The organism is Rhodopila sp. (genome assembly GCF_965277825.1).
In the GTDB taxonomy this organism is placed as follows: Bacteria; Pseudomonadota; Alphaproteobacteria; order Acetobacterales; family Acetobacteraceae; genus Rhodopila.
The window spans coordinates 516,888-537,629 of the sequence record NZ_OZ255846.1 but is presented as its reverse complement, the minus strand read 5'-3'; the positions used below and the strand labels follow the sequence as shown (position 1 = coordinate 537,629).

21 protein-coding genes are annotated in these 20,742 nt (G+C 64.1%); 8 read left to right on the top strand and 13 right to left on the bottom strand.

What is annotated here, in order from left to right:
- A complete protein-coding gene (locus tag ACQY4T_RS03065) occupies positions 1–288 on the bottom strand; it encodes a phosphopantetheine-binding protein (protein ID WP_428537506.1) in 288 nt (95 codons plus the stop codon).
- 235 nt (positions 289–523) lie between these two features.
- On the opposite strand from ACQY4T_RS03065, the gene ACQY4T_RS03060 reads away from it, so the two are divergent.
- On the top strand, positions 524–1,342 hold the full coding sequence (locus ACQY4T_RS03060; RefSeq protein ID WP_428537503.1) for a glycosyltransferase family 2 protein: 819 nt from the start codon (positions 524–526) through the stop codon (positions 1,340–1,342).
- Between the two features lie 102 nt (positions 1,343–1,444).
- Here the strand turns inward: ACQY4T_RS03060 and ACQY4T_RS03055 are convergent, their stop codons facing one another.
- Entirely contained in the window at positions 1,445–2,062 is a 618-nt protein-coding gene (locus ACQY4T_RS03055) for an HAD family hydrolase (protein WP_428537500.1), read from the bottom strand.
- 55 nt (positions 2,063–2,117) lie between these two features.
- A complete protein-coding gene (locus ACQY4T_RS03050) occupies positions 2,118–3,086 on the bottom strand; it encodes an L-threonylcarbamoyladenylate synthase (RefSeq protein ID WP_428537497.1) in 969 nt (322 codons plus the stop codon).
- Positions 3,087–3,196: 110 nt separating this feature from the next.
- Between ACQY4T_RS03050 and ACQY4T_RS03045 the strand changes: the two genes are divergently transcribed.
- Both ACQY4T_RS03045 and ACQY4T_RS03040 read left to right on the top strand, forming a co-directional pair.
- Positions 3,197–4,678: a leucyl aminopeptidase gene (locus ACQY4T_RS03045; RefSeq protein WP_428542678.1), complete on the top strand. Its 1,482-nt coding sequence runs from the start codon at positions 3,197–3,199 to the stop codon at positions 4,676–4,678.
- Positions 4,679–4,761: 83 nt separating this feature from the next.
- Positions 4,762–5,202 (top strand): DNA polymerase III subunit chi, encoded by a 441-nt coding sequence (locus ACQY4T_RS03040; protein ID WP_428537494.1) that lies wholly within the window; start codon positions 4,762–4,764, stop codon positions 5,200–5,202.
- 151 nt (positions 5,203–5,353) lie between these two features.
- Here the strand turns inward: ACQY4T_RS03040 and ACQY4T_RS03035 are convergent, their stop codons facing one another.
- Positions 5,354–6,286: a hypothetical protein gene (locus ACQY4T_RS03035; protein ID WP_428537491.1), complete on the bottom strand. Its 933-nt coding sequence runs from the start codon at positions 6,284–6,286 to the stop codon at positions 5,354–5,356.
- A gap of 360 nt (positions 6,287–6,646) precedes the next feature.
- On the opposite strand from ACQY4T_RS03035, the gene ACQY4T_RS03030 reads away from it, so the two are divergent.
- A complete protein-coding gene (locus tag ACQY4T_RS03030) occupies positions 6,647–7,018 on the top strand; it encodes a response regulator (RefSeq protein ID WP_428537489.1) in 372 nt (123 codons plus the stop codon).
- 119 nt (positions 7,019–7,137) lie between these two features.
- Here ACQY4T_RS03030 and ACQY4T_RS03025 read toward each other — a convergent pair whose 3' ends face one another.
- Both ACQY4T_RS03025 and ACQY4T_RS03020 read right to left on the bottom strand, forming a co-directional pair.
- Entirely contained in the window at positions 7,138–9,000 is a 1,863-nt protein-coding gene (locus tag ACQY4T_RS03025; protein ID WP_428537486.1) for an ABC-F family ATP-binding cassette domain-containing protein, read from the bottom strand.
- Positions 9,001–9,050: 50 nt separating this feature from the next.
- Entirely contained in the window at positions 9,051–10,265 is a 1,215-nt protein-coding gene (locus tag ACQY4T_RS03020; RefSeq protein WP_428537483.1) for a polyhydroxyalkanoate depolymerase, read from the bottom strand.
- Positions 10,266–10,362: 97 nt separating this feature from the next.
- Between ACQY4T_RS03020 and ACQY4T_RS03015 the strand changes: the two genes are divergently transcribed.
- Entirely contained in the window at positions 10,363–11,046 is a 684-nt protein-coding gene (locus tag ACQY4T_RS03015) for a glutathione S-transferase family protein (RefSeq protein WP_428537480.1), read from the top strand.
- Between the two features lie 124 nt (positions 11,047–11,170).
- Here ACQY4T_RS03015 and ACQY4T_RS03010 read toward each other — a convergent pair whose 3' ends face one another.
- From ACQY4T_RS03010 to ACQY4T_RS02990, 5 genes are all read right to left on the bottom strand, one after another.
- Positions 11,171–13,039 carry a chloride channel protein gene (locus ACQY4T_RS03010; RefSeq protein WP_428537477.1) on the bottom strand — a complete coding sequence of 623 codons (1,869 nt, stop codon included), beginning with the start codon at positions 13,037–13,039 and terminating at the stop codon, positions 11,171–11,173.
- Between the two features lie 125 nt (positions 13,040–13,164).
- Entirely contained in the window at positions 13,165–14,139 is a 975-nt protein-coding gene (gene denD / locus ACQY4T_RS03005; RefSeq protein ID WP_428537474.1) for a D-erythronate dehydrogenase, read from the bottom strand.
- Between the two features lie 717 nt (positions 14,140–14,856).
- On the bottom strand, positions 14,857–15,258 hold the full coding sequence (locus tag ACQY4T_RS03000; protein ID WP_428537471.1) for a DUF3597 domain-containing protein: 402 nt from the start codon (positions 15,256–15,258) through the stop codon (positions 14,857–14,859).
- A 229-nt stretch (positions 15,259–15,487) separates the two neighbouring features.
- On the bottom strand, positions 15,488–16,942 hold the full coding sequence (locus ACQY4T_RS02995; RefSeq protein WP_428537468.1) for a sodium:solute symporter family protein: 1,455 nt from the start codon (positions 16,940–16,942) through the stop codon (positions 15,488–15,490).
- Entirely contained in the window at positions 16,939–17,145 is a 207-nt protein-coding gene (locus ACQY4T_RS02990; RefSeq protein ID WP_428537465.1) for a DUF3311 domain-containing protein, read from the bottom strand. The genes ACQY4T_RS02995 and ACQY4T_RS02990 overlap by 4 nt, the downstream gene beginning before the upstream one ends.
- A gap of 315 nt (positions 17,146–17,460) precedes the next feature.
- On the opposite strand from ACQY4T_RS02990, the gene ACQY4T_RS02985 reads away from it, so the two are divergent.
- Entirely contained in the window at positions 17,461–17,631 is a 171-nt protein-coding gene (locus ACQY4T_RS02985; protein WP_428537462.1) for a hypothetical protein, read from the top strand.
- An 8-nt stretch (positions 17,632–17,639) separates the two neighbouring features.
- Here the strand turns inward: ACQY4T_RS02985 and ACQY4T_RS02980 are convergent, their stop codons facing one another.
- A complete protein-coding gene (locus ACQY4T_RS02980) occupies positions 17,640–18,407 on the bottom strand; it encodes a hypothetical protein (protein ID WP_428537459.1) in 768 nt (255 codons plus the stop codon).
- 100 nt (positions 18,408–18,507) lie between these two features.
- Here ACQY4T_RS02980 and ACQY4T_RS02975 point away from each other — a divergent pair, with 100 nt between their 5' ends.
- Positions 18,508–19,281, top strand: a complete 774-nt coding sequence (locus ACQY4T_RS02975; protein ID WP_428537456.1) for an SDR family NAD(P)-dependent oxidoreductase — start codon at positions 18,508–18,510, stop codon at positions 19,279–19,281.
- Between the two features lie 109 nt (positions 19,282–19,390).
- Here the strand turns inward: ACQY4T_RS02975 and ACQY4T_RS02970 are convergent, their stop codons facing one another.
- The gene (locus tag ACQY4T_RS02970; protein ID WP_428537453.1) at positions 19,391–19,738 is read right to left on the bottom strand and encodes a Gfo/Idh/MocA family oxidoreductase; all 348 of its coding nucleotides are present in this window, start codon (positions 19,736–19,738) and stop codon (positions 19,391–19,393) included.
- A 77-nt stretch (positions 19,739–19,815) separates the two neighbouring features.
- Between ACQY4T_RS02970 and ACQY4T_RS02965 the strand changes: the two genes are divergently transcribed.
- Complete coding sequence (locus ACQY4T_RS02965) at positions 19,816–20,739, top strand: ABC transporter substrate-binding protein (protein ID WP_428537450.1); 924 nt, start codon at positions 19,816–19,818, stop codon at positions 20,737–20,739.
- Positions 20,740–20,742 lie beyond the last annotated feature (3 nt).

Sequence of the window (20,742 nt, the reverse complement as noted above, 5' to 3'; positions counted from 1 at the left end):
TCAACCGCGATGTTGCTGGATGTGTTCGCTCAGGCTGGCCAGGGAACCGAAGATGCGATGATTTTCGCTGTCGTCGGCGCGCAGCTTGACGCCGTAGGTTTGCGACACCGCGAGCGCGATTTCGAGCATGTCGATCGAATCCAGCCCCAGACCTTCGCCGAACAGCGGCGCGTGCGGGTCAATCGATGACGCCGCCACATCCAGATTCAATGTCCCAACGATCAACTGCGCAAGGTCCAACATTTGCGGCGTGAGCGCCGAGGATAGAGGTTGGTCGGTCATCTTCATCACCCATGCCTCATAGCAGAAACTGCTTGAATTGAAATAACTTTTTATACCGGTGGTGGTCTCGGTGCGATCCAGGACCAAGCCGCCTGAATTGGCTGTGGCGAGTAACTCCAGGCAACAGTTCTTGGCTTGCGATCAAGCTGAGCAGGATGTTATCGTATCGATCTGTATGCAACCGGACAACTGCGTTTTCACCAATTCGGCATCGCTGGGCGCCGGAGACCGGCACGTCGGGATGACCGATGCCGGCGAAGTCTGCCGCATGCCTCACGCGACCTGCTCCGACAGCCATCTGGTTGTTATCCCAAGCTTCAACAGCGGACGGTTGCTGGCGGACACAGTGGTCGCGGCCCGGGCCTGCTGGGCGCCGGTCTGGGTCGTGATCGACGGCAGCAGCGATGACTCGGCTCAGGCGGTCGATGCGATGGCGCGAACCGACCCGGCGCTGCGCGTGCTGCGGTTGCCTAGCAATCAGGGCAAGGGCGCCGCGGTGCGGCACGGATTGCTGGCGGCGCAAGCGGCTGGTTTCAGCCACACGCTGATCATGGACGCCGACGGCCAGCATCCGCCCGATCGCATCGGCGCCTTCATGGCGACTTCGGTGGCCGCGCCTGGGGCGGTGGTCATGGGACGCCCGACGTTCGGCACCGACGCGCCCTGGATCCGTGTCATGTCCAGGCGTCTTAGCGACGCCAGCGCCGCGCTGCTCACCGGACGCCGCGTTGGCGACACGCTGTTCGGCTTCCGGGTCTATCCGATCGACGCCTTGCTCAGGGTGATGCGGGCGAGCCGCGGAATGCAACGCTTCGACTTCGACCCCGAGGCCGTCGTTCGTCTCGCCTGGGACGCCACACCGCTTATTCATCTACCGACCCCGGTCCGCTATCCCAGCCGCGGCGATGGCGGCGTCTCGCATTTCCAATACTTGCGCGACAACCTGTTGTTGGCTCGGATGTACCTGCGCCTGAGCGCCGTGGCGATCGAGCGGCTGTTCCGGCCGGCCTCGGCAAAGCCAAAACCCGAAGCCGGTCTCTCGCGCCCGTCACCTTTATAATGCGGGTTTATAATGCGGGCACCTTTGAAAAGTAGATGCGGGAAAGCCGAGCTTTTGTTCCATTATGGAAACATAAGCGGCTCGACCGCGGCACCAATCGGCTCAGCCGTTCAGCAGTCCGCCTCTTTCGAGCTTGATCGCCAGCGCCTCAGCCCCTGCATATTCGTAGCCGGACAGGCCAGCCGTTCGGGCGCCGGCGACGTTGGCGGGGCTGTCATCGATGAACAGCGCCGCCGCCGGTGCTACACCAAGCTGGACCAGGCATTTTCGATACACATCAGCGTCGGGTTTGCGGGCGCCGAACTCAGCGGAAACGCAGGCGCGGTCGCCGACCAGCCCGGAAACCTCCGGGTATAGGATCGAAAAATGCTTCAGCACCAAAAGATTGTTGTTGGTCAGCACGGCACATTTCACACCTGGACGAATGCGCGAAAGCAGCGCCAAGGTCGGAGCGATCGGCGTGACGGCGGCCTGCTGGGCAGTGACCCAATCAGACTCGGACAGATCGCAGCCGAGGCATGCGCCGAAACCACGCAGATATCCGGCGGCATCGAGCGCGCCGGTATCACCGGTGTCCTCGAACCCCGAATCCCAGATCGCGGCCTTCACGTGGTCGGGCGATCGTTTCGTCGCCAGTGACAGTTGGCCGATCCGCGCCGCGCGGTCGTAGAGGTAAAGCACACCATTGAGGTCGAACAGGATCAGCGAGATTTCGGTCACGGGATTCATCTGGGGGCCTGGCGAATGCTGGGCAAACCCCGTACCGCCGGTCAGCCTATCCAGTTCTTGGCGCCGCCGCCCGTTGCAGCCGATCGTTGATCGCCAGCCCAAGCCCGGCTTCCGGGATCGACATCACCGCGATCCTGCTCGCGCCCAGCCGGGCACCGTCGGCATCCAGACGGCGCAATCCTTCGAACAGCCGGGCGGCGGCTTCGATGCTGTCGCCCGAGGCACTGAGCTGAAATCGGCAGCATCCGCCTGGCAGTGGCGGCCCGAACGCCAGCACCGCCTCGTCGTCGGCCACTGCATCCGCATTCAGCCGGACCGGCAGTCGCGGCGCGTAGTGCGACAGCATCAGGCCTGGTGATCGGGGCGCAGCGCCGGAAACGGCGGCGGGTCCGATCGGGCCGAGGCACGCCTCCAGAGCCTCGGGCGTGATCCCGCCGGGACGCAGCAGCACGGGCGTCGTCCCGCTCAGGTCCAGCACCGTCGACTCGATCCCGACCTCGCACGGGCCGCTATCCAGCACCGCGGCGATGCGCCCGGCCAGCCCATCCATCACGTGGCGAGCCGAGGTCGGACTGACCTGCCCTGACCGGTTGGCGGACGGCGCCGCGATCGGCCGGTCGACCGCCTGGAGCAGGGCCAACGCGACCGGGTGCCGGGGCACCCGCACCGCAAGGGTGTCGAGCCCTGCCCCGGTCAGCAGCGCCACCGAACATTGCGGCCGCCGTGGCAGCACCAACGTCAGCGGACCTGGCCAGAACGCCGCCGCTGCCCGCAGCGCACGCGCATCCGCGACCACCTGCTCGAACGCCTGCCGTGCGGAGCCGTAGTGGCAGATCAGGGGGTTTAAGCGCGGCCGTTGCTTGGCGTGAAAAATCGCCGCCACCGCCTCGGCGTTGGTCGCGTCCGCGCCCAGGCCGTAGACCGTCTCGGTGCCGAATGCGACCACGGCCCCAGCGCGCAGCAGGGTCGCCGCCTGGGTTACGCCAGCCTTGTCGGCGGGCAAAATCTGCGTCATGCAGGAAGCCCATAATCACTCTGTCCGGTCGAGGCAAAGCCCGCTCCGCATGGCAAAGCGCGCCGAAGCGGGCTAGCCTGACCGGACGAATGATCGGAGACGTCCGCAACATGCCCGATATCGCCTTCGCCAAGCCGGCCCTGCCGAAGTCCGGTGCGCTCGCGTTGCTGATTCATGAGGGCGAGAAGCCGTCCGGCCTGTGGGCGCAACTGGACGAGGCCGCCGGGGGTGCCATCGAGCGAGCCTTCAGGGTTGCCGAATTCAAGGGCGGCAAGGGCAAGACCTGTTCGATCCTGGCGCCCTGCGCCGGGATCACCCGGGTGCTGGCGATCGGTCTGGGCAAACCGGCCGAGATCAGCCAGACCATCCTTGAGGAAGCCGGGGGCACGATCGTTGCCAACCTGTCGCATGAAGCCGCGGTCGCCGTCGCCAGTTGTGCACTGACCCCGCAACAATCCGCCGAGGTGGCGCTTGGTGCAATCCTGCGCAGCTATCGCTTCGACCGCTATCGCACCAAGGAAAAGCCCGACGACAAGCCGAAGCTGTCCAGGGTCACAGTGCTGACCGCGGAAGTAGCCAAGGCGAAAGCGGAATGGGAGCCACTGAACGCGACCGCAAAGGGCGTGTTCCTGACCCGCGACCTGGTCACCGAACCGCCCAACGTGCTCGACCCGCCGGAAATGGCCGAACGCTGTCGCAGGCTTTCCGAACTGGGCCTGAAGGTCGAGATCTTCGGCCCGAAAGAGATGGGCAAGCTGGGTTTCGGCGCGCTGCTCGGGGTTTCGCAGGGTAGCGCGAAAGAGCCGCGAATGGTCGTGCTGCACTGGAACGGCGCCGGCGGCAATGGGCGCAAATCGAAGGACAAGCCGGTGGTGTTCGTCGGCAAGGGAGTGACCTTCGATACCGGCGGCATCAGCATCAAGCCGGCTGGTGGCATGGAGGACATGAAGTGGGACATGGCCGGCGCCGGTACCGTCATCGGGCTGATGGCCGCGCTGGCCGGGCGCCGCGCCAAGGTCGATGCCATCGGACTGGTCGGGCTGGTTGAGAACATGCCGTCGGCAACCGCCCAGCGGCCCGGCGACGTGGTCACCAGCTATTCCGGCCAGACCATAGAGGTAATTAACACCGACGCTGAGGGCCGTCTGGTGCTGGCCGACGTCATCTGGTACGCACAGCAGAAATACGACCCGAAATTCATGATCGATCTGGCTACCTTGACTGGTGCCATCATAATTGGGCTTGGGCACGAATACGCCGGCCTGTTCAGTAATGACGATGCCCTGTCGCGGAAGCTGACCGCGGCCGGCCAGGCAACCGGCGAGCGGGTCTGGCGGATGCCGCTCGACGACGCATACGACAAGCAGATCCGCTCTGACATCGCCGACATGAAGAATGTCGGCGGCCGGCCTGGCGGCTCGATCACCGCGGCGCAGTTCATCCAGCGTTTCGTCAACGCCAAGCCGTGGGCGCACCTGGATATCGCCGGCATGGCCTGGAGCACGAAAGACACTGCCGTGACGCCAAAGGGAGCGACGGCGTTTGGTGTGCGGCTGCTGGATCGTCTGGTCGCCGACCACTACGAAAGTTAAGCGATGACTGTCCACGCCGATGGGTCCGGCGCATGCGATCAAACAATGGGTGATCCGCTTTGGGTCGCTATCAAGGCTGCCCGTTGACCGAGATCGGGTTCTACCACCTGACCCGATCGACCCTGGCGCAGGCTCTGCCGCAGCTTCTGACCCGCACGCTGGCCGCTGGGCGGCGCGCGCAGGTGCTTGGGCCCAGCGCCGCGGCGCTTGATGCGCTGAGTACGGCTCTTTGGGCGCAGCCGGCTTGGCTTCCGCATGGCACGGTTGCGGACGGCGATCCCGACCTGCAACCGATCTGGCTCAGTACCGACGCCGAACCGCCGAACGGAGCGCGATACCTGTTTCTAATTGAGGGCGCCGAGACCGATCGCATTAAGCGCTACGAGCGGATCTTCGACCTGTTCGATGGCAACGCCCCGGACGCGGTGGCCGCCGCGCGCAAGCGATGGCAGGCGCTCCAGGACGCTGGCCTTCCCAAGACCTATTGGCAACAGACTGAGACCGGCTGGCAAAAAAACGGCTGACCATGGCGGCGTCTCTGAGCCGGCCGCACGTGGTCTTCCCGTCCTGTTACTGAGCGCCTTAAGGGTGACCGTAGACGGTCACCGCGCTCTAGCACTTTGTTTGAGCGCGCAACTTTATTAGTCTGACTGTTTAGTCAGGCTAATGTTGCCCCTAGCGCTTTTTCCCGGACGGCTTGGTGTTCAACCACCACTTCACTGGTTCAGGCTCCATCCCGGCCGTCTCGGCTTGGCGGCCGCGCCGTTGGGAAGTACCGAAGACCAACGATTCCGATCCGGCATCTGCCTGGGCGGTTTCTGCCGCCCCGTCCGTACTCGGCGATTCCTCGGAAAGCGCGCGCACAAGTTGCTCCGAGGAATCGCGCGCCGTTTCAGCCATCCGAAGTGCCTTCTCGGCGATCCGACGGGCATTGCGTTCCTCTACCAGATGGTCCTGGTGCAGGTTCGCGTCGCGTTCCGCGGAGCGTAGCTGCTCTAGAGCCTCCCTTAGCTGCCCTTGGTGAGATGCGACTTCGGCGCGCAGGAGGCCGAGCGTTTCACGTTCCCGGCGTAACGCCTCGATCGCTTCGTTCTTGGCCAACTCGGCGTGGCCAATCTTGGTCTGCAGATCGCGGACTATGCCCTGGGTTTCAGCCAACGATCGCTCGGCTCTGTCGCGGGCCGCGGTTTCAGCTCCGAGCGCGGCCTCGGTTCGTTGCAACCGGCTGCTCGTTGGACCGGTCGGGGGAGCCACCCCGCGATGCGCCGGTGCTTCGTGTCCCGGTTCCCTTCGCAGGACGGTCACCGGAACATCGCCATCCTGTACGAACCGACGTCGATGCAATCCGCCATTGAAACGGTCACCCATGCGGGCGGTCTGGTCCATTCGTTCCGGTTCGAGGCGGTTTCGCTGCGATTCGCCAATCAACCCCAACGCCTTACGCATCTGCGATTCGGCATCGTCGCTTGGGCCGGAATCCTGCGCGTGCGCATCGGCAGCTTCCGAGACGGTAGGCGACTCTGCGCCAAGCGGGCGTCGGTCCGGGTCGGGCGATGTCCCGCCGGATGCGGAATCGAGGTTCAATTTCAAATTTTCAGACAATTCCATCACCTGGGAAAGATAGTCGACAACACCGTCTTCCTCCTCACATCAGGACTCACTTCGATCCTGACCCCGCGAGGCTGGTAGCGTGTCGTCGCCACTAGGTCGAGTTATCATTGGAGCTTAAGCGGATTGGCATAGGTTTCAAGTCGTTGGCTAAACGCGGGGCAGTAGAAAGCCGAGTCGGAAACCAACCCGGCACGAATCCACCCGATTCGCGCTGTCTGACACAGGTTATGTATAGACTGGAACTATAAATAGCAAGTGATCCGCTGCTTTAGGGCTTATTAAGGTTGCTACAGGCGACTAGCATCGCACTAAGTTGGGATATCGTGCACCGGCGGCGACCATTTCGGGGAAGATTTCATGGACAGGGACAATGCGAGCATCGTTGCGGTCATCGATGACGACGATGACGTCGGTGACGTGCTCGGCGGCCTGTTGGAGACGATGGGATATCAGTTTGAGACCTACCGTTCGGGTATGGATTTTCTCTCCAAAGCCAAGTTCGATCGCTTGGCCTGCTTAGTTGTCGATCAGAATATGCCGAGAATGACCGGCTTGGAGATGATCGAAAATTTGTCCGATCGCGGCATCAACATCCCCGCCCTGCTGATCACCGGCATCCATGATGCCGAAGTCGAGCGCAAGGCGGCCAACCTCGGCGTCATGACGGTGCTGGAAAAACCCATGTCCCATCACGAGCTTTTGCGGTTTATCTCGATCTCGGTCGGCTGACCTAACCGGCAAACCGCGGATGTATATAGCGGGCACCCATCCGTCGCAGCAGCGTGCAAGTTGCACCTAACTGGGTCTGACCCACGCTGATCGGCAAAGATCGTTTCTGCGTAGCCATGTTACGAGGCGGCCTCCAGTTCTTCCTCGGCGATCAACCATTCCGTCTCCGCCGCGGCAGTCTCCCTGGTGATCGCGGCCAGCCGAGCGTTGGAGGCGGTTATCTCCGCCGTCCGGCCGGGCGCATAAAGCGCCGGATCAGCCAGCTTGGCCTCGATGCGGCAGCGTTCGGCGGCCAGCACACCCAAGCGCTTCTCGGCGTCCTGCGCCTTCTTGCGGATCGGCGCCAATACCGCGCGGGCCTCGGCGCGCTCCCGCCGGTCGTCCTTGCGGGTAATCGCATTGGCGCGGACGGCCGGACGCGCGCGCTCGACCAGCAAGCCGCGATAGTCGTCGAGGTCGCCGTCGAATGGTTGCACGGAGCCATCGGCCACCAGCCACAGCCGGTCCGCCACCAATTCGACAAGGTGCGGATCATGGGTGATCAGCAGCACCGCACCCTGGAAGTCCGAAAGTGCCTTCACCAGTGCGTCGCGCGCGTCGATATCCAGATGGTTGGTCGGTTCGTCCAGGATCAACAACTGCGGCGCGTCGCGCGTCGCCAGAGCCAACAAAAGCCGCGCCTTTTCGCCGCCGGACAGATCGGCGACGGCGGTTTCGGCGCGGTCGGCGTCCAAACCGAATCGGGCCAACTGCGCCCGCAGCTTGGCTGGCGGGGCGTTGGGGGCGAGACGAGCCATGTGCTCGATCGGGTTTTCCTCGGTGATCAGTTCGTCGGTCTGGTGCTGGGCGAAATAGCCGACCTTCAGCTTCGGCCCGCGCCGCACCTCGCCTGACAGCGGCGCAAGACGCTCCGCCAGCAGTTTCGCAAGAGTGGATTTGCCGTTGCCGTTCGCCCCCAGCAACGCGATCCGGTCGTCCATATCGACCGTCAGCGAGACGTTACGCAGGATTCTGCTGGTGCCGTAGCCGATATCGACGCGGTCCAGCGCCAAGATGGGTGGGGCGATGCGCGATGGTTCAGGAAAGTTGAAGCGGGTCGGGGCATCCTCGATCACCGATTCGATCCGCGGCAGCCGTTCCAGCGCCTTGATCCGAGCCTGCGCCTGGCGCGCCTTGGACGCCTTGTAGCGGAAACGATCGACGAACGACTGGATGTGCGCCCGTTCCGCCGCCACCCGTTCGGCTGCTCGGGTCTGCTGCATCGCCCGTTCCGTGCGGATGCGAACGAATTCATCAAATCCGCCGGGAGTCACCGAGATTTTGCCCTTGTCCAGATGCGCGATCGCTTGCACCGCTCGGTCCAGCAAGCCGCGATCATGCGAGACCACCAGCGCGGCACCGGGAAACCGGGCAAGCCAGGTCTCCAGCCACAGCGTCGCCTCCAGATCCAGGTGGTTGGTCGGCTCATCCAGCAGCAACAGATCGGGATTGGCGAACAGCGCCGTTGCCAGCGCCACGCGCATGCGCCAGCCGCCTGAGAATTCCGCTACCGGCCGACGTTGGCCTGCTTCATCGAAACCCAGACCTGCCAGGATGGTGGCGGCTCGGGCCGGTGCCGAGTCGGCGGCGATGGCGACCAGCCGGTCGTGAACCTCGGCCAACCGATGCGGGTCCGAGGTGTCCGCCTCGGCCAGCAGCGTCAGTCGTTCGGGATCGCCCTGCAATACAGTGTTGAGCAACGACATCGGGCCGTCCGGAGCCTCTTGCCGCACCGTCGCCAGCCGCGCACGCGGCGCCAATCGGATGTCACCGCCGTCGACCGCCAGATCGCCGGCGATCGCGCGCAACAGCGTCGACTTCCCGGCTCCATTGCGCCCGACCAGACCGATGCGCCGGCCTGGATCGATCGTCAGGTCGGCACCGTTGAGCAAGGTTCGCCCGCCCATGCGGATGACGGCACCGGAGATCAGCAGAAGCGACATGGGCGAGGTGTAGCGCGGGATTGCGCTGAGCGGAACGTCCGCGAAACCGCCTACTGATTCGTGACCTCGATCATCGCGCGAACCTTGGGATAAACCTCGCGCGCCCAGCGTGATCCACTGAACACCCCGTAATGCCCGACCCCAGTTTGCAGGTGGTGGCGCTTCTGCCGGACCCCGCTGCACAGATCGAGCGCCGCCATCGTCTGGCCGATGGCGCAGATGTCGTCACGTTCCCCCTCCACCGTCAGCAGAGCGGTGCGCCGGATCGCCTCGGGGCGCACTTTCTGACCGTGCCAGGTCAGCCTGCCCAGCGGCAGGTCGTGATCCTGAAATATCCGCTTGACCGTTTCCAGGTAGAACTCGGCGGGCAGGTCCATCACCGCGCCATACTCGTGATAGAATTTTTGGTGCGCCTCGGCGGCCACCACGTCGCCGCACGCCAGCGCGCGGAACTGGGCCAGATGGGCGTTGATATGGCGATCCAGGTTCATCGACACGAACGCCGACAGTTGCAGGAAGCCGGGATAGACCCTGCGAAACGCGCCTTTGAAGCGCCACGGGACCGAGTCGATCAGGTTGTTCTCGAACCACTCGATCGAGTGCGCCTTGGCCAGTTGGTTCACTTTGGTCGGGTTCTGCCTGGTGTCGATCGGCCCGGCCATCAAGGTCAGGCTGCGCGGCTGGGCGCGGTTTCCGGTCTGGGCCATCACCGCGGTGGCAGCGAGCGCGGCGACCGCGGGCTGGCAGACGGCGATCAGGTGGCTGCCATTGCCGATCACCTCCATGAAGCGGATCAGGTGATCGACATATTCATCGAAGCCGAACACGCCGTCGGACAAGGGGGTGTCGCGCGCGTTCTTCCAGTCGGTGATGTAGACGTCGTGGTCGGGCAGAAGCACGGCCACGGTGCCGCGCAGCAAGGTGGCGAAGTGGCCCGACATCGGCGCCGCCACCAGCACACGGGGCTGCACGATGGCGCTGTCCTTACGGAACCGCAGCAAGGTGCCGAACGGCGTATCCAGGCGGGGTTCCTCGGTCACCGCGACCACGTCGTTGCCCATCCTGGTCGAGCTGAAGCCGTAATCCGGGCGCTGGTGGGTCAGGCCGCTATCGGCCAGCATGCTACACGCCGCACCGAACTGGCGCAGCGGAGCGGGGGTGAATTCGCCGATATCCATCGCGCGTGCCAGTCCAGCACCGAAGCGAGCCATTTGGCGGGCCGGGTACATCAGATCGGCCTGCGCCTGGTAGAGTTTGTAGATCATCGCCTGTTGAGTCACGCAGCCCCTGTCATCGGATCGTTATCTCGCTATCACAAAGGCTCGCCACACCGAGGGACAGGTTGCTATATTGCGGCGCAGCATGCCAGCACGCTCGGGGATTGTCACCATGGCAGGGGCCACGCTTCTGATAAGCAGCAAGAATTATTCCTCTTGGTCATTGAGAGGATACCTGCTGTGCCGCCTGGCTGGACTGAAGTTCGAGGAAAAACTGGTTGACCCGGATGATCCGGTAAATCGGCGGGAACTATTGGGGCAGTCGTCCTCGATTCGGGTGCCGGCGCTCATGCACAATGATGTGGTGATTTGGGACACGCTTGCCATAGCTGAGTATCTCAACGAAATGTTTCCCAAAGCTGGGATGCTGCCTCCCGACCATGCGGCCCGAGCGCGCTGCCGGTCGATCTCAGGCGAGATGCACTCGGGCTTCGCCGCGTTGCGGGAGGCGTTGCCGATGAACCTGAAGCTATTTCGGCCTGGATTTGCGGTGTGGTCGGCGGTGCAGGCGGACATCGACCGCATTACCGAGATTTGGCGCGAATGCCTGGCCACCTGGAAGGGACCATGGCTGTTCGGCGCCGATCCCACCATCGCCGATGCTATGTATGCCCCGGTCGCGACCCGGTTCCGAAGCTATGACGTGAAGATGCAGGGTGCCTGCGAACGCTATTGTCAGCAGGTCCTCGCCTGGCCGGAAATGAAGGCGTGGTTCGCCGCGGCGCAGAAGGAACCCGAACATATCGATGAGCTGGACATCGAGTTCTGATTGGCAGCAAAGCAAGCGCGGGGCGCTGCCCCGGCCCGCCAAGGGGCGACGCCCCTTGGAACCCATTGATGGGATCGAAGGGCCGCCGGCCCTTCGCGGGTCCAGGGGGGCGCCCTGGCCTACCTCACTCGCCAGACAACTCACGCCGGCGGCGGTCGAGTTCGTCGCTATAGCGGCGCAGGGCATATTGTTCCGTTAGCAGACCGATAACGTGGCGATCCTGGGCGCTGTCAACGACGACCAGCGCGTCGCTTTCGGCGTTCTCGAACATCGCAACAGCTTCCTTGATCGTCATCTGCGGCAGCAGCACGGTGTCGGCGTAGTGCACCAGGTCGCCAACGGTGTGGTCGTCATCCTCATCGGCATGCACTTCCGGTAGCAGGACAATGCCGGCGTAGCGGTCGTCGTCGTCCAGCACGATCACACGTTGCGCGACGCCCAGCGGAAAATCGCGTTTGAATGCGGCGAGCGGGGTTTCGGCGCGAACCGTGCGCATTTCCCGCCGCATCATCCGACCGACGGTCAAGTTGCGCATCCAGCCGATATCGACCGCACTGCGAATGGCCTCGCCGCGCAGGTGGAAGCGCCAGGTGGCGAAGGAGTAGCCGAAGGTCCGCCGCACCGTCAGCGAGGACACCACGCACGCCGCCAGCACCGCGACGGTCATCGGCAGGCTGCCGGTTGCCTCCAGCGCCAGGAATCCCATGGTCAGCGGTCCGCCGATGATCGCCACCGCCAGGCCGCTCATGCCGACCAGGGCGCAGACCTCTTGCGGGATCGCATGGGCGGCGCTGACCAGTGCCAGCGCGGTAGCGAACGCCTTGCCCAGCAACGCGCCGAGGAACAGCGAGGCGAAGAACAGGCCGCCGCGAAACCCCGAACCGATCGAGATTGCCGAGGCGGTCGCTTTCAGCACGACCAGCAGCACCACCCAGCGCAGCGGATCATGCACCTCAAAGGTCTGTGCTATCGCGCCGTGGCCCGATGACAGCACCGACGGCGTGACCAGCGCCAAGGTACCAAGCGCCAGTCCCCCGATCGCGGGCCGCAGCCAGACCGGGACGCGGCTCTTGCGGAACAGTTCCTCGGTGACGGTGACACCACGCATGATCGAGATGCCCAGCAGCGCGCAGAGCATGCCAAGCGCCAGGATCGGGATGTAGTCGAGCGGATCGATATGCGCCGGAACCTGCGGCGTCAGATCGAAGATCGTGCCGCCGAGCGCGCGCACCACCGCCTGCGAGACCAGCGCGGCGACCGCGACCGGGGCGAAGGAGGCCAGGGTATAGGTGCCGATCACCAGCTCGAAGGCGTAGAACGAACCGGTCAGCGGCGCGTTGAATGCGCCGCTGATCGCCGCCGCCGCGCCGCATCCCACCAGCAGGCGCAGGTCGTTGCGCCGGACCCGGAACGCGTGCCCCCAGCGCGACGCGATGGCGGAGCCGATCTGGGTATAGCCGGCCTCGAGTCCGACCGAGGCGCCGACGCCGTTCGATACGATGGTCTGCAGTACGACGATCAGGCTGCCGTTCATCGACATCCGGCCGCCGAACAGGGCGTTGGCCTCGATCGGGTCGACAGTGCGGCGGGGTCGCACCCGGGTGATCCCAAGCGTCAATAGCCCGAGCACCAATCCGCCGATCGCGGGCACCAGCACTTCTCGCAGCGGGTCAAGCGAAGCCATCGCGCTGAGGCGTTCGGTTTGGGAAATGCCAAACAAGGCCTGGTGCACGAGTTGGGTCGTCGCCGTCATCAGCCACACCATGATACCGGTGGCGCAGCCGACGAACGCCGCCAGCACGACCAGCCAGATTTCATCGGCACGAACCAGCGCCCGGAGCACCTGCGGCGCATGCATGACCGCGGACCCGATCGGACGGCGCGGGCGGCGCGACTGAGCGGGTGTCTCGTCTGGGCTGGTGGACGCGGTTTCTCCGGCGAGGCGGACACCATCCGCGTCCGCTAAGGTAGAATCGCCGTGCAGTGTCGGCATTGGCAGCGCCCAGCCGGGATAGAGGAGGAAACCGGAGACGGTTTTGGAACCGGACCCGCCGCGGCGCAACAATTCATCCTCCGATTAGAGCATCACTGTGGTAAAATTATCGGTCAGTCGTATCGTCATTCTTCGCGATCGGCTTTGGTGGCTGCAAGGTCGTCCTCGACGAAGGCGCGGATTACGTCGAGCACGGGCTCATGCGCAGAGAAGCCGAGGGTCCGGGCACGCAGCGCCTCGAACGCCGGCGGCCAGGTGGAAACGATGGCGGCGATGGTCTGATCGCCGACCTGCCTGACGTGCGATGACGCGCCCGGCGCGACCTGGTCGAGCGCCTGTAACAGATGCGCAACGGTGGTGCTGATGCCGGGCGGATCGATGCTGCGGTCCAGCCCCATCTGTCCGGTGTCCATCGCCGCGGCGTGCAGCAGCCAGTCCACGGCTCGTCGTGGGCTGCAGACCCAGACGCCGAAGTCGGTGCCGACCGGCAGTTCGGTATCGAGGCCCAGCAGCGGCTCCCGCACGATGGCGGAGAAGAACGAACTCGCGGCTTTGTTAGGCCGACCCGGACGCACGATCACGGTCGGCAGCCGCACCGTGACGACATCGAGAAAGCCGCGGCGCGAAGCGTCCGCCAGGATCAACTCGGCCGCCGCCTTCTGCGCGCCGTAGCTGTTGGCGGGGATCTGGCGGGTGTTGTCGGGCAAGGTTGTGTTCTGGTTGGCGCTGAAGCTTGCCACTGAACTGGTGAATACCACCCTGGGCCGGGTGCCGAGCGCGCGGCAGCGATCGATTACTGCGTCGGTGCCGCGGATGTTGACCCGTCGGCCAAGGTCGTAATCCGCCTCGGCCTGCGCGCTGACCACGGCGGCGAGATGGAACACCACATCGGTGCCTTGCGGTATTGCGCTGTCGGGCAAGGCGACAAGGTCGCCGGCCACCGCGTGGATCGGGAACCGCGCGTCGGGCTTTGGCGGATCCACCACGTCGAACAGAGTCAGCGCGTCGACCGTTTTGCCTGCGAGCGCGCCATCGCGGGCAAGCCTCGCCGCGATTTTGCGGCCGAGAAAGCCACCGCCGCCCAGAATTGAGACCTTCATCGTTTAGCTCTCCTGGGTCATTTGCCTCGGTCAGCCCCCTGCAGCGTGCAATGTAGCCAGCCAATGCCGCGTGAGCAGAGGAACATCGAGGCGTTGTTCAAAGCCGGTCATGAAGCTGGCGAACCGCGGCGACGGAGACGACGATGGCGAACATCTTCTGCACCCGTGTCAGGTCGAAGTTATTGCGCAGCTCGATGCGCCGGCCGTCCAGAACCACTGGTTTCTGCCATTGGGACCCAGCTTTTCGAACTCCTTGACGCTGATCGGGGTCACGTAGGCGCCAGCCGAACTGGATTTGATCATCGGGGGTCGATCATCGGGTCGGGTCTTCGATAGTTCTCGCTGTATCGGCTCGAAGGTCTAGCTGCACCAGCCGCTCACCGATCAATTCAACCACCTTCGCCCATGTCTTCAGATCGAGGTCGTCAGATCGAGCGGGATCAACTTCTCCGCCTGAATTGAGCAGGATCTCGTTGGTGGGCGTGCGGGCCATGGGTCAGGTTTGGCGGCTGCCGCTTCGGCCCGCACTTTCGATGAACGCGTAGCGCGCGTAACAATCGTCCTTGGTGGCAAGAAAACTAGTCAATCTGCCACGCCAGGGGGTCGTGTTCAGAAAATTCACATGGCACCCAATCGCGTCCCGGCGAGCCTGATTCGGCCGGGGTGAGCGACTTTTTCAAATCAGGCGAAGGGCAGCAGAATGCTGCCCCCCGGCTGTCAGCCCTTCATGCTGTCCGGCACTTTTCCGCCGTTTTCCGCCAGTTTCTGCATGACGGCCTTGTGTAGCGCGATGTTCTGCTCGGCCGTGCCGTCGGCACCAGCGTGGACGTTCAGTTCGCTGCCCAGTTCCTTGCGGGCGGTGAGGCTAGAATCGAGGTTGAGCAGCTTCAGCAGATCGACGATCGAGGTCTGCCAGTTGCCGCCGCCGCCCGCCTGGGTGGCTTTCTGCGTAAGCACGTCCGCGACATCGACCGCGGACGGCGACGGCGAGCCCGCAGCCGCCGAGGCCCCGGCAGGCGCGGCGGCGGATGTGGCTGGAGCGGCGGCTGGCGAACCGCCTGGCGTCGCTGCCTCTGCCGAATGGAAGATTTTCTGCATGATTGAACCGAATATGCTCATTACCGTTCCCCTATTCGTGATCTTAAGTAGAGCGCTGAATCCGGCCGGCGGTTGCCTCGAACGGCCGCCGATTATTGGCCTCCGCCTATCGTGACCCTTGCCCATGCGTGCGAAAGATCAGGCAGCGGCCCCCGACATTGTCGGTACACTGGGATTTACGCCGGGCCGAACGATTTTCCAAGTGTGGCTTCGATGACGTTTCAGCCTTTGAGGGGCGGTCGTAACTTGGTCAGGCGTAAGCGGTGCGCTGACGGGTCAATGCGCTGACGACCGCGAGCGCGATCAGGTTGAGGATCAGTGCGACGACGCCGATGTTGAGGTCTTGCAACGCTTCGGGCAGCGCGGGGAACAGCGCAGCGACACTGGTATGAGTGAGTGATGTGATCGCGACGGTGGCGACTCCAGTACAGATACCGGCGAATGCCCCCTCACGAGTAACCGGATTGCGCGGCAGCAGGCTGGCGATCAAAGTCGGAAACAGTTGAGTGACGAAGCTGTAGCCCATCAGCAGCAACGAAACGATCGTGCTGCCGCCGCGCAGGGTGAAGATTACCGAGACCAGGGCGACGGCCGGCACCATTAGCTTGGCCAGACGCGAGACGGTCTGCTCGGTGGCGTGCGGGCGGGCAAACCGGAAGATGTTGTTTGCCAGCAGCGTCGCGGCCGAGATCAGGATCATCGAGCCCGGCACCAGCGCGGTCAGCACACCGGCCGCGCCGATCACACCGACGAACCAGGGATCAAAGGTCTGCACCGAAAGGCGAAGCAGTGACAGGTCGATCTGGGGCCCCTTCAGCCCCGGCACTTTAAGGATCGCAGCGAAGCCGACAAAGAAAACGAACAGAAGGATCAACTGGTATAACGGCATCATGATGGCGTTGCGGCGGAACACGCCTTCTTCTTTGGCGGTGAACAACGCACCGAACGAGTGCGGCCACATGTAGAAACCCAGCGCGGTGAGCAGGACGGTCGAGTCGAACCAGGCGACGCTCTCACCCTTTGCCGGCAATGCCAGGAAATTGGGTTTGGCCGCCTGAATGGCGCCGAACATCGCCTCGTAGGTGCCGTAATAGTGCAGCGGCAGATAGATGCCGAGGAACAGCACGACCGCCAGGATCAGCGTGTCCTTCACCACCGCGGTCCAGGCCGATCCGCGGACGCCGGAGACCATGACATAGGCGGTGACGACAGCGGCGCCGATCCAGATCGCCAAGGTCGGGGAAATCGCCCCGTAAGCGGCCGCATCGACGATGATCCCGAGGCCCTTGAATTGCAGCACAAGATAAGGGATGAGCGCGACGATGCCGACCGAGGCGACCAGAACGCCTAGTGCCGGACTGTCATATTTGTGGGCGAAGAAGTCGGGCTGCGTGATCAGCCGGTGTTGCTTGGCGTAGCGCCAGAGCACCGGCAGCAGCCAATAGGAGATCACGTAGGCCAGGCAGCCGTAGCACAGGATATACAACACCGGGCCGCCGTGGCCGTAGGCATAGCCGCTGCCGCCGAGGAAGGTGAAGGTGGTGTAGATCTCGCCCGCCATCAACACGAAGACCAGAATGGTGCCGAAACCACGGCCACCGACGGACCACTGCTCGAGGTCCATGTCCTTGCCGCGGCGGGCGAGCAAACCGAGGCACAGCACACTGGCGATGGTCGCCGCGATGATGATCAGCGCGGCGCTCACTGGCGGTGCTCCGTGCGGTCCCGGTTGGCGGGGTCAAACAAATAGATGATAGCCATAATGACGGAGGTAAGGACAATCCAGTAGACGATCCACGTCAGGATCAGCGGCATGCCCAGCACCAGCGGCTCGACCCGATTGAGCAGGGGCACGCCGACCAGGATACCGAGGAAAGGCAACACGGCCAGATATTTAAGGAACCCCATTGCCACTCCTGCAACAAATGAAACGCAACGCTTCGGCATTGGTCGCGAAGCGGTTGGCGGATTAGAGCGCGGCATTGCGCCGCCGGCAATTCGCGTGGATTGAGTCAGCGGCGAAATAGTGTCTCGAGTCTGGAGTTCGCCATGATTAGGCGAACATTAGTCTCGCGGCGGCGAACTTTTGGGGCAACGACACTAAATCCTGCATATAGCAAGAAGCACAAATCCTGGCAGCACGTCCAGGCCGGTTGTACGATGAAGTTGAAGCCGGATCGAGCGTGGGATATGACAGGCGGGGTCCCGCCGGAGCGACAGCAGATGGTCGACGACAAGCAACCGAACGTCAAACCGGTAGATGCCGACACCCCGGCGGCAAACGATACCGATGCGGAACACCGCGTGACCCGGCCGCAGCAAGGAACCGAAAAGGTCGCTGCCGAAGCGGACGAGACCGCCGAACTCGGCGATGAGCTTGGAGGTCTCGCGTAGCGCCTTGATCAGTCGCGTGCGCGCTTCGGAAACTGCATGCAGATCAGATCGGCACCGCCGGGACCAGCGGTCAGACGGGCGGCGGTTTCATCCGGCGCCACGAAAACACAGGACTGCACGGGCAGCAGCGCGCTTCCGCCCACCGCCGCGGATCCGGCCGTCACCAGCCAGAATTGGCCACCGCCGGTGGATGGATCGGGGCCGCTGACCGACCCACTGGCGGGCACGGTATAACGCCAGCTACCCAGACCGTCAGCGGCCTCGGCGATGACGGCAGCACCGGCCGAAGCGGACAGAGCAGCGAGTGCCCGCGTGGTCAACGGCGGCAGCGGGCCACAGGTGGCCTCACGGTGCTGATATCTGGCGCGGGCCTCGCGGAGTTGCCGGCGATGCGCGGGCATGTAGCGGGCGCCGGGATCCCAGGCATTGCGCAGGGTGAACCAGGACACGCCATCCTGGGCCGCGACGATCGGGCCGTAGGCGGAGTATGCATCGGTATAATGCACGGCAACGCTGGCGACATCGTGTACGCCGAGCCGGCCAGTGCCCTGGACGATCACCTGGTATTGGTCGGCCTGATGGAAGTGCGGATGAACCACTGCTCCGGCTTCCTTTTCCACCAGGAAGGCCATCGGGTAGAGAGCGTCCGACGACGGCACTGGATCACCAGCCTGCAAAGTGCCACGGTTCTTGCCGATGAAGGTGGTATTCCACCCATTCGGTGTCCGTCGCCGGCTGGTCTGGTGGGCGACCGAGCTGTCCGCGGTTAGAACCATGTTATGGTCTCCTTCTGCGAAGTAGCGTAACCGCGATCCTGTCAGGTGCCAACTTTCCAATACTGCGCACCGGGTTTGACCCAGCAAGGAGACCGTGCCGATGACGTATTCGCCATTCGACCTGACCGGCAAGGTCGCCCTGGTCACCGGCGGCAACAGCGGGATCGGGCTGGGAATGGCGGCGGCGATGGCTCAGGCCGGCGCGGACATTGCCATCTGGGGCACCAACCCGGCGAAAAACGCGGCAGCGGTCGCGACGCTGCGGGAGACCGGGCGAAAGGTGGTCGGGCTGGAATGCGACGTCGGCGACGAGGCGGCGGTGGAAGTCGCGTTCGCCCGCACCGTGGAGGCTCTTGGGCAGGTGGACGGTTGTTTTGCCAATGCCGGAGTGTCGGGCCGGGGCGGCCACAGCTTCCTGGAGATGACCAGTGCCGAATGGCACCGCGTCACCCGGGTCAATCTGGACGGGGCGTTCCACACATTCCGAGCGGCGGCACGGCACATGGTGCAGCGGGGTGGCGGCGGCGTGCTGGTCGGCACCGCCTCGCTGGCTGCGATCGAGGCGGCGCCGCGCAGCGAGCATTACGCCGCGACGAAAGGCGGCATGATCTCTATGGTCAAGGCGCTGGCGGTCGAGTTTGCCAGGAATGGCGTGCGGGCGCACTCGATCCTGCCCGGCTGGATCGAGACGGACATGACGGCGAACGCGGTGCGGACGGATGGGTTCAAGACCAAGGTGCTGCCGAGGGTGCCGATGCGGCGATGGGGCGAGGGTGCTGATTTCGGCGGCATCGCGGTCTATCTTATGAGTTCGGCGTCGAAATATCATACCGGCGATACATTTGTCATCGATGGCGGGTATTCGTTGTTTTAAAGTTTCGTCGCCGATGAGTGTGCCAGCGGTGACATGACGTAGGCATACTGGATCGGTTCGTTGTTTGACCGGATGATGTCGATCATCGGGCTGTAGCGGATTAAATAGGCTACCGCCGCGAATACACCCGCGACGGCGGACCGGTCGGCGATGTCGGCTGCTTCGGCGGCGTTAATGGCGCAGAGTTTCTCCTGGCGACCGGAATTCGCTGATCGATCAGGAAGCGTGCCAGGTTCGCCATGTCGCAGTGGCGAGCAAGGGCGAAGGCTGAATCGGGTCGCGGGGTGGCGCACATCTCGCGGTAGTCGGTGAACGATCTGCACCTGGCCTGGGCGGCGGCGGTTTCGGCTCGGGCCAAGGTCGGGTCGCTTACGCCGACAATGGTGACGTCGGGGAAGCCGCAGGAGGGGTCGAGGAAGAACAGCGTGTGCCAATGAGACACTCCGATCAGGACCACCCGCCCGATGCATCCCCTTTCGTGACAGCATTCCCTGGCGCATCGTCCAGGTTCACACAAGCCAAGGGGAGCGGCGGATGATCACTCTGTCCGAGAATTTCCGAGCGCTGTTCTATGCGCCATTCTACGCGGCGTATGCGACGGGTCACTACGCGCAACAGGGCGTGGAAGTAGACTTCCGGCTATCTTCGCATCCAGACCGCACGGCTGCGGCCCTGCGTTCCGGCGAAGTCGAGGTAATGTGGGGCGGCCCGCTTCGGGTTCTACTGACGCATGCCGCCGATCCGTCGTCGGACCTGGTGTGTTTCTGCGACGTGGTGGCCAGGGATCCATTCCTGGTGATCGGGCGCGAGAGGCGGGCGTCGTTCCGTCCTGCCGATCTGATCGATGTGCGGCTGGGGACGGTGTCGGAAGTGCCGACGCCGTGGTTGTGTCTGCAGGACGACATTCGCCGCGACGGCGCGGATCCCGCATCGGTCGACCGGGTCACCGATGCCACGATGGCGGCGAATGCAGCGGCGCTCCGCGAAGGAAGGCTTGATGCGGTGCAAGTGTTCCAACCTTACGCCGAGGACCTGCTGGCCTCGGGTGATGGGCACCTGTGGTACGCCGCGGCTGATCGCGGACTGACGGCCTATACCACACTGGTGACGCGACGATCCGTGATGGCGCGGAAGCGACCGGAATTGTTGGGGATGGTGCGGGCGCTGGATCGGACGCTGCGCTGGATGCGGGCGACTCCGGGCGAGGAGATTCAGCGTGTGCTGGCGGGGTATTTTCCGGACGTGTCGGCGGCGGTCTTCGCGGCGGCGATCGATCGGTATCGCGGGCTGCAGCTTTATGGGCCCGATCCGGTCACTCGGCGGGAGGGCTTTGACCGGCTGGCCACGGCGATGCGTTCGGGAGGCGCGCTGAACCGGGAGGTGGCGTTCGAGTCCTGCGTCGATAACAGCCTGGCCGAGCAGGTGGTGGCGGAAGGAGGCAGCGCTGGACGTTGTTAGCCG

What these genes read in the sequence shown, in the direction of transcription:
- ACQY4T_RS03065 (WP_428537506.1), bottom strand. Translation starts at nt 288, where the DNA reads ATGAAGATGACCGACCAACCTCTATCCTCGGCGCTCACGCCGCAAATG.
- ACQY4T_RS03060 (WP_428537503.1), top strand. Translation starts at nt 524, where the DNA reads ATGACCGATGCCGGCGAAGTCTGCCGCATGCCTCACGCGACCTGCTCC.
- ACQY4T_RS03050 (WP_428537497.1), bottom strand. Translation starts at nt 3,086, where the DNA reads ATGACGCAGATTTTGCCCGCCGACAAGGCTGGCGTAACCCAGGCGGCG.
- ACQY4T_RS03045 (WP_428542678.1), top strand. Translation starts at nt 3,197, where the DNA reads ATGCCCGATATCGCCTTCGCCAAGCCGGCCCTGCCGAAGTCCGGTGCG.
- ACQY4T_RS03035 (WP_428537491.1), bottom strand. Translation starts at nt 6,286, where the DNA reads ATGGAATTGTCTGAAAATTTGAAATTGAACCTCGATTCCGCATCCGGC.
- ACQY4T_RS03030 (WP_428537489.1), top strand. Translation starts at nt 6,647, where the DNA reads ATGGACAGGGACAATGCGAGCATCGTTGCGGTCATCGATGACGACGAT.
- ACQY4T_RS03025 (WP_428537486.1), bottom strand. Translation starts at nt 9,000, where the DNA reads ATGTCGCTTCTGCTGATCTCCGGTGCCGTCATCCGCATGGGCGGGCGA.
- ACQY4T_RS03020 (WP_428537483.1), bottom strand. Translation starts at nt 10,265, where the DNA reads ATGATCTACAAACTCTACCAGGCGCAGGCCGATCTGATGTACCCGGCC.
- ACQY4T_RS03015 (WP_428537480.1), top strand. Translation starts at nt 10,363, where the DNA reads ATGCCAGCACGCTCGGGGATTGTCACCATGGCAGGGGCCACGCTTCTG.
- ACQY4T_RS03010 (WP_428537477.1), bottom strand. Translation starts at nt 13,039, where the DNA reads ATGCCGACACTGCACGGCGATTCTACCTTAGCGGACGCGGATGGTGTC.
- denD (WP_428537474.1), bottom strand. Translation starts at nt 14,139, where the DNA reads ATGAAGGTCTCAATTCTGGGCGGCGGTGGCTTTCTCGGCCGCAAAATC.
- ACQY4T_RS03000 (WP_428537471.1), bottom strand. Translation starts at nt 15,258, where the DNA reads ATGAGCATATTCGGTTCAATCATGCAGAAAATCTTCCATTCGGCAGAG.
- ACQY4T_RS02990 (WP_428537465.1), bottom strand. Translation starts at nt 17,145, where the DNA reads ATGGGGTTCCTTAAATATCTGGCCGTGTTGCCTTTCCTCGGTATCCTG.
- ACQY4T_RS02985 (WP_428537462.1), top strand. Translation starts at nt 17,461, where the DNA reads ATGGTCGACGACAAGCAACCGAACGTCAAACCGGTAGATGCCGACACC.
- ACQY4T_RS02980 (WP_428537459.1), bottom strand. Translation starts at nt 18,407, where the DNA reads ATGGTTCTAACCGCGGACAGCTCGGTCGCCCACCAGACCAGCCGGCGA.
- ACQY4T_RS02975 (WP_428537456.1), top strand. Translation starts at nt 18,508, where the DNA reads ATGACGTATTCGCCATTCGACCTGACCGGCAAGGTCGCCCTGGTCACC.
- ACQY4T_RS02965 (WP_428537450.1), top strand. Translation starts at nt 19,816, where the DNA reads ATGATCACTCTGTCCGAGAATTTCCGAGCGCTGTTCTATGCGCCATTC.